General features: G+C 71.2%; 5 protein-coding genes and 1 pseudogene. 4 read left to right on the forward strand and 2 right to left on the reverse strand.

All coding sequences use genetic code 11. The features are described 5' to 3' along the window. A pseudogene (locus tag FRZ03_RS22485) lies at window positions 1-574 on the forward strand (transcriptional regulator); the annotation flags it as partial. A 67-nt stretch (window positions 575-641) separates the two neighbouring features. Here the strand turns inward: FRZ03_RS22485 and FRZ03_RS22490 are convergent. Next, entirely contained in the window at window positions 642-1,460 is an 819-nt protein-coding gene (locus FRZ03_RS22490; protein ID WP_146466959.1) for a DUF4253 domain-containing protein, read from the reverse strand. A gap of 307 nt (window positions 1,461-1,767) precedes the next feature. Here FRZ03_RS22490 and FRZ03_RS22495 point away from each other — a divergent pair, with 307 nt between their 5' ends. Together FRZ03_RS22495 and FRZ03_RS22500 are read left to right on the forward strand one after the other, a co-directional pair. Beyond that, on the forward strand, window positions 1,768-2,784 hold the full coding sequence (locus tag FRZ03_RS22495; RefSeq protein WP_146466960.1) for a glycoside hydrolase family 11 protein: 1,017 nt from the start codon (window positions 1,768-1,770) through the stop codon (window positions 2,782-2,784). A gap of 28 nt (window positions 2,785-2,812) precedes the next feature. Further along, window positions 2,813-3,799 carry a polysaccharide deacetylase family protein gene (locus tag FRZ03_RS22500; protein WP_146466961.1) on the forward strand — a complete coding sequence of 329 codons (987 nt, stop codon included), beginning with the start codon at window positions 2,813-2,815 and terminating at the stop codon, window positions 3,797-3,799. Between the two features lie 50 nt (window positions 3,800-3,849). On the opposite strand, the gene FRZ03_RS22505 is transcribed toward FRZ03_RS22500, so the two are convergent. Further along, window positions 3,850-4,230, reverse strand: coding sequence for a VOC family protein (locus tag FRZ03_RS22505; RefSeq protein ID WP_146466962.1), 381 nt, complete (start codon window positions 4,228-4,230; stop codon window positions 3,850-3,852). An 83-nt stretch (window positions 4,231-4,313) separates the two neighbouring features. On the opposite strand from FRZ03_RS22505, the gene FRZ03_RS22510 reads away from it, so the two are divergent. Then, on the forward strand, window positions 4,314-5,034 hold a 721-nt coding region (locus tag FRZ03_RS22510), incomplete at its 3' end, for a helix-turn-helix transcriptional regulator (RefSeq protein ID WP_146467000.1).

Below are 5,034 nucleotides of genomic sequence, written 5' to 3' on the forward strand. Positions count from 1 at the left end.
CTCCTGGGAGAGCCCCTGCTCCCAGCACTACCTGATCAACCGGCCGCCCGAGGACGTGAATCCGCCGCCCAGCGAGAACGGCGCGCCCGCGTGGGTGGCCGTGCACCAGGCGGTGTCGGCCGGGGAGCAGTTCGTCACGCTCACCGTGCAGGGCAGCGGGCGGGACACCGTGGTGCTGGAGGGTCTGTCGGTACGGATGGCGGGCAAGCGGGCGCCGCTCGCCTGGAACGACTACGCCATGGGCTACCCCGGCGTCGGCTGCGGCGCCGGGGTGCCCACCCACTCCTTCACCGTCGCCCTGGACGCCGTACGCCCGGCCGTCCAGCCGGTGGCCGGGCAGCGCGGCTTCCCGTTCAGCGTGAGCGAGTCGGACCCGGAGGTCTTCTACATCACGGCGGACGCCTCGGCGTACGACGTCAGCTGGTACCTGGAGCTGTCCTGGTCCAGCGGCGGCCGGCACGGCACCCTGGAGATCGGCGACAAGGGCCGGCCCTTCCGCACCAGCGGCAACAACGGGCGGCCCGCGTACGCCTTCCCGCTGGGCGGCGAGAAGTGGGCCCCCGCGCGGCAGTGACCCGCTCCCGCCCCGCCCGGGCACCGTCCCGTACCCGGCTGCCGGTGCCGTGCGGTCCGGTTCCGGTTCAGTCCCACCAGAAGAACCAGGTGGGTTCACCGACCAGCTCCTTCGCGTAGGCGCGCAGAGTGCCGGTGCCCTGCATGACGTTGTCCGGGCAGAACGCGAAGTGCTCCGCCGCCACGGCCTCGGCCTCGGCCAGATCGGCCGGCGGGGCGGCCACGGACAGCAGCAGGGCGTCGAACCCGAGGGCGACGACCCGTATACCGAACCGGTCCTCCCAGGAGCGCAGGACCGCGCAGAGCCGGGCCACGTCGTTGTCGTGGTTCACCGGGCCGCTCCAGCCGAGCGCGGCCGGGATGTCGGCGGAGCGCCGGGCGGGGACGAGGGCGAGGCGGGGCTCGGGGAACACGGACTGGTGTTCGTCCGCGGTCAGTTCGTCGGCGGCCCGCGCCGCGCAGGTCCCCGGGTCGAGCGTGAGCCGCTTGGCGGGTGCGGTCCCGGGCCAGTCGGCCGCGAACGGGGCCAGCATGTCGCCGTGGTCCTCGGCCTCCCGGTCCGTCTCCCAGTGCTCGGCGAGGACCTCCTCCGGGTCGTGGTCCCCGGGGTAGGAGGTGTGCTCGGGCAGCAACGTCCAGCTCTCCGGGCCGTTTTGGGTGCCGGCGGTCTCCACGAGCACCGGCAGCAGACCGGCCCGCGCGGCCGGCGCGCCGAGCGCGGTCCAGGTGCCGGGGGCGGCCTGCTTGTCCGCGAGCCAGCACAGGGGTTCGTGGTGCGGGCCGTCGCCGGTCTCGTCGATCAGCCTGCCCGGCGGCAGTTGGAGCCCCAGGGAACGCCCGCTGGGATCGGTGGCCAGCCGGGGCAGCGGGTTGGGAAGAGTCGCCATGCCGGTGACTGTAGGGGCGGGGTCTGACAACACACCCCGCGAGGGCTTCGAAACTTTCGAAACCCGCTCAGGCCATTCCCGCGTTGACGTCTGCCGAGGTTTTGTGGAATCTGTGACACCCCTCCGAAGCGCCCATTCACCAGCCAAAACCCATGCATCGATGACGTTCTGATGAAGCGAATGTTTCGAAATATCTACCGAAACCATTGACTGTCCTTGCGGACGACCCAACACTGATGCCCCATCGCGCAGCGCGTCGCTCCACCCTCATCCGGCCCCATCCGATCCATGAGGAGGAAGCACGTCCATGAAGCTCCGCTCTCGAAGAGAACGCGGTCCACTGGGCCGTCTCACCTCGCTCTTCCGAGGTGTCTGCGCCGTCGTCCTGCTCGCCGTGGGGGCGCTGACCCTGCCCGGCACCGGCATCGCCAGCGCGGACACGGTCATCACCACGAACCAGACCGGCACCAACAACGGCTACTACTACTCGTTCTGGACCGACGGCGGCGGCTCCGTCTCCATGAACCTGGGCTCCGGGGGCAACTACAGCACCAACTGGAGCAACGTCGGCAACTTCGTGGCCGGCAAGGGCTGGAGCAACGGCGGACGCCGGTCCGTCACCTACTCCGGCTCCTTCAACCCCTCCGGCAACGCGTACCTCTCGCTGTACGGCTGGACCTCGAACCCGCTGGTCGAGTACTACATCGTCGACAACTGGGGCACCTACCGGCCCACCGGCACCTACAAGGGCACCGTCACCAGTGACGGCGGGACGTACGACATCTACGAGACGACCCGCACCAACGCGCCGTCCGTGGAGGGCACCAAGACCTTCAACCAGTACTGGAGCGTGCGGCAGACCAAGCGGACCGGCGGCACCATCACCACCGGCAACCACTTCGACGCCTGGGCCAGCCACGGGATGAACCTGGGCAGCTTCAACTACTACATGATCATGGCCACCGAGGGCTACCAGAGCAGCGGCAACTCCAACATCACGCTGGACAGCTCGGGTTCGGGCGGCGGCGGTGGCGGCGGCGGTGGCGGTGGTGGCACCGGGGGCTGCACGGCGACCCTCACGGCCGGCCAGTCGTGGGACGACCGGTACAACCTCAACGTCTCGGTCAGCGGTTCCAGCAACTGGACGGTGACGATGAACGTGCCGTCCCCGGAGAAGGTCATGGCCACCTGGAACGTCAGCGCGAGCTATCCCAGCAGCCAGGTGCTCGTCGCCACACCCAACGGCAACGGCAACAACTGGGGCGTGACCATCCAGAAGAACGGCAGTACGACCTGGCCCACGGTGTCCTGTTCGGCGAGCTGACGCCCCGGTCCCAAGGAGGAGCACGCGCATGCGCACCGCCAGACTCGCCCTCGCCGTCGCCGCCGCACTCGCGGCGGCGACCGCGGGCACCCTGACCGTCGGAGCCGCCCCGTCGCAGGCCGCCACCTGCTCCGGATACGTCGGACTCACCTTCGACGACGGCCCGTCCAACGACCACACACCCGCCGTCCTCAACGCCCTCAAGCAGAACGGGCTGCGGGCCACCATGTTCAACGAGGGCCAGTACGCGGCCTCGTACCCGGCGCAGGTCAAGGCGGAGGTCGACGCCGGGATGTGGGTGGGCGACCACAGCTACACCCATCCCCACCTCGTCCAGATGAGCCAGGCCCAGATCGACTCGGAGATCTCCCGCACCCAGCAGGCCATCGCGAGTGCCGGCGGCGGAACGCCGAAACTGTTCCGGCCGCCGTACGGGGAGACCAACGCGACGTTGAAGAGCGTCGAGGCCAAGTACGGACTCACCGAGGTGATCTGGGACGTCGACTCGGGCGACTGGAACGGCGCCAGCACCGACGCCATCGTCCAGGCCGTCTCCCGGCTCGGCAACGGCCAGGTCATCCTCATGCACGAGTGGCCGGCCAACACCCTGGCCGCCATCCCGCGGATCGCCCAGAACCTCGCGAGCCGCGGGATGTGCGCCGGGATGATCTCCCCGCAGACCGGCCGCGCCGTCGCACCGGACGGCGGCGGAAGCGGGGGCGGGGGCGGCGGCGGTGGTGGCGGCACCGGCGGCTGTACGGCGGTCGTCACCGCGGGCCAGGTGTGGGACGACCGGTACAACCTGAACGTCTCGGTGAGCGGCTCCGGCAACTGGACCGTCACCGCGAACGTACCGGCGCCGGAGAAGGTCATGGCCACCTGGAACGTGACCGCGAGCTACCCCAGCGCCCAGGTGCTGGTCGCAGGGCCCAACGGCAGCGGCAACGACTGGGGGCTGACCATCCAGAAGAACGGCTCCACCACCTGGCCGACGTTCAGCTGCACGGCGAGCTGACGCGGGGCCCTGCCCAGGTGTGCTGCCCGGCCTGATCCAAACGAGAGGCCCTAGGCCAGGGTCGTGATGCAGAACGGGTGTCCGGCCGGGTCGAGGAGCACCGTCCACCGCCCCTCGCCCGGCTGGAACTCGGGCTTCACCGCGCCGAGTTCCAGCAGCCGCTGCTCCGCCTCGGCCAGGTCGTCCACTCCCAGCTCGATATGGGCCTGCTTCGCGCGGGCGGGGTCCGGCCAGGTGGGCGGACGGTAGCCGGCGATCCGGGTGAAGCCGAGGCCGGCGGCGCCCTCCTTGCCGAGCAGGACGAAGTCGTCGGTGGAGAAGAGCACCGGGTGGCCCAGCAACTCTCCGTAGAACGCGGCGAGTTCCTGGGGGTCGGCGCAGTCGAAGGTGACGGCGGCGTAGCGGAAGGCGGGAGTGGTCTGCGTAGTCATGGAAGGGACGCTACGACGGGACCAGGACAGTTACGGTCCTGGTCGTGCGGCGGCCGTGCGAGACTTCCACCCGTGATGGCCCCGTGATAGCCGCGTCCGCCCGACTGCTGTCCCTGCTGGCCCTGCTGTCCTCCCGGCCGTCGTGGACCTGCGCCGAGCTGGCGGAGTCCCTGAAGGTCACCGACCGCACGGTCCGCCGGGACATCGCCCGGCTGCGCGAGCTCGGGTACTCCGTCGACTCCGACGCGGGCCCCTGGGGCGGCTACCGGCTGCGCGCCGGCACCCGAGTGCCCCCGCTGATCCTGGACGACGAGGAGGCGCTGGCCGTCGCGGTGGGCCTCGGCGAGGCGGCCCTGAACCGGGCGCTGGGCAGCGACCAGGCCGCGCTGTCGGCACTGCTGAAACTCCGTCAGGTGCTGCCCCGCCGCATGGCGGACCGGCTGGGCGAACTGGACGGCGCCTTCGTGCGGCTGCCCGGCTCCGGCGGGTCCGGGGTCGGCCCGGGCCTGCTGCTGGAACTGGCGGGCGCCTGCCGGCGGGGGGAGCGGGCCAGGCTGTCGTACACGGACGCCGAGGGCCACCGCACGGTCCGGGACATCGACCCGTACCGGCTGGTCCACACGGGCCGGCTCTGGTACCTGGTCGCCCGGGACGTCGCGCGCGGCGCGTGGCGCACCTTCCGCGCGGACCGCGTCGACCGCCTCCAGCCCACCGGCCACCCGGCCGACCTCACCGACCCCCCGGACCCGGCCCACCTGGTCTCCCGCAACATCGCGAACGGCCCCTACCCCCTGTCGGCCACCG

This window comes from Streptomyces misionensis, from assembly GCF_007896895.1.
Classification (GTDB): Bacteria; Actinomycetota; Actinomycetes; order Streptomycetales; family Streptomycetaceae; genus Streptomyces; species Streptomyces misionensis_A.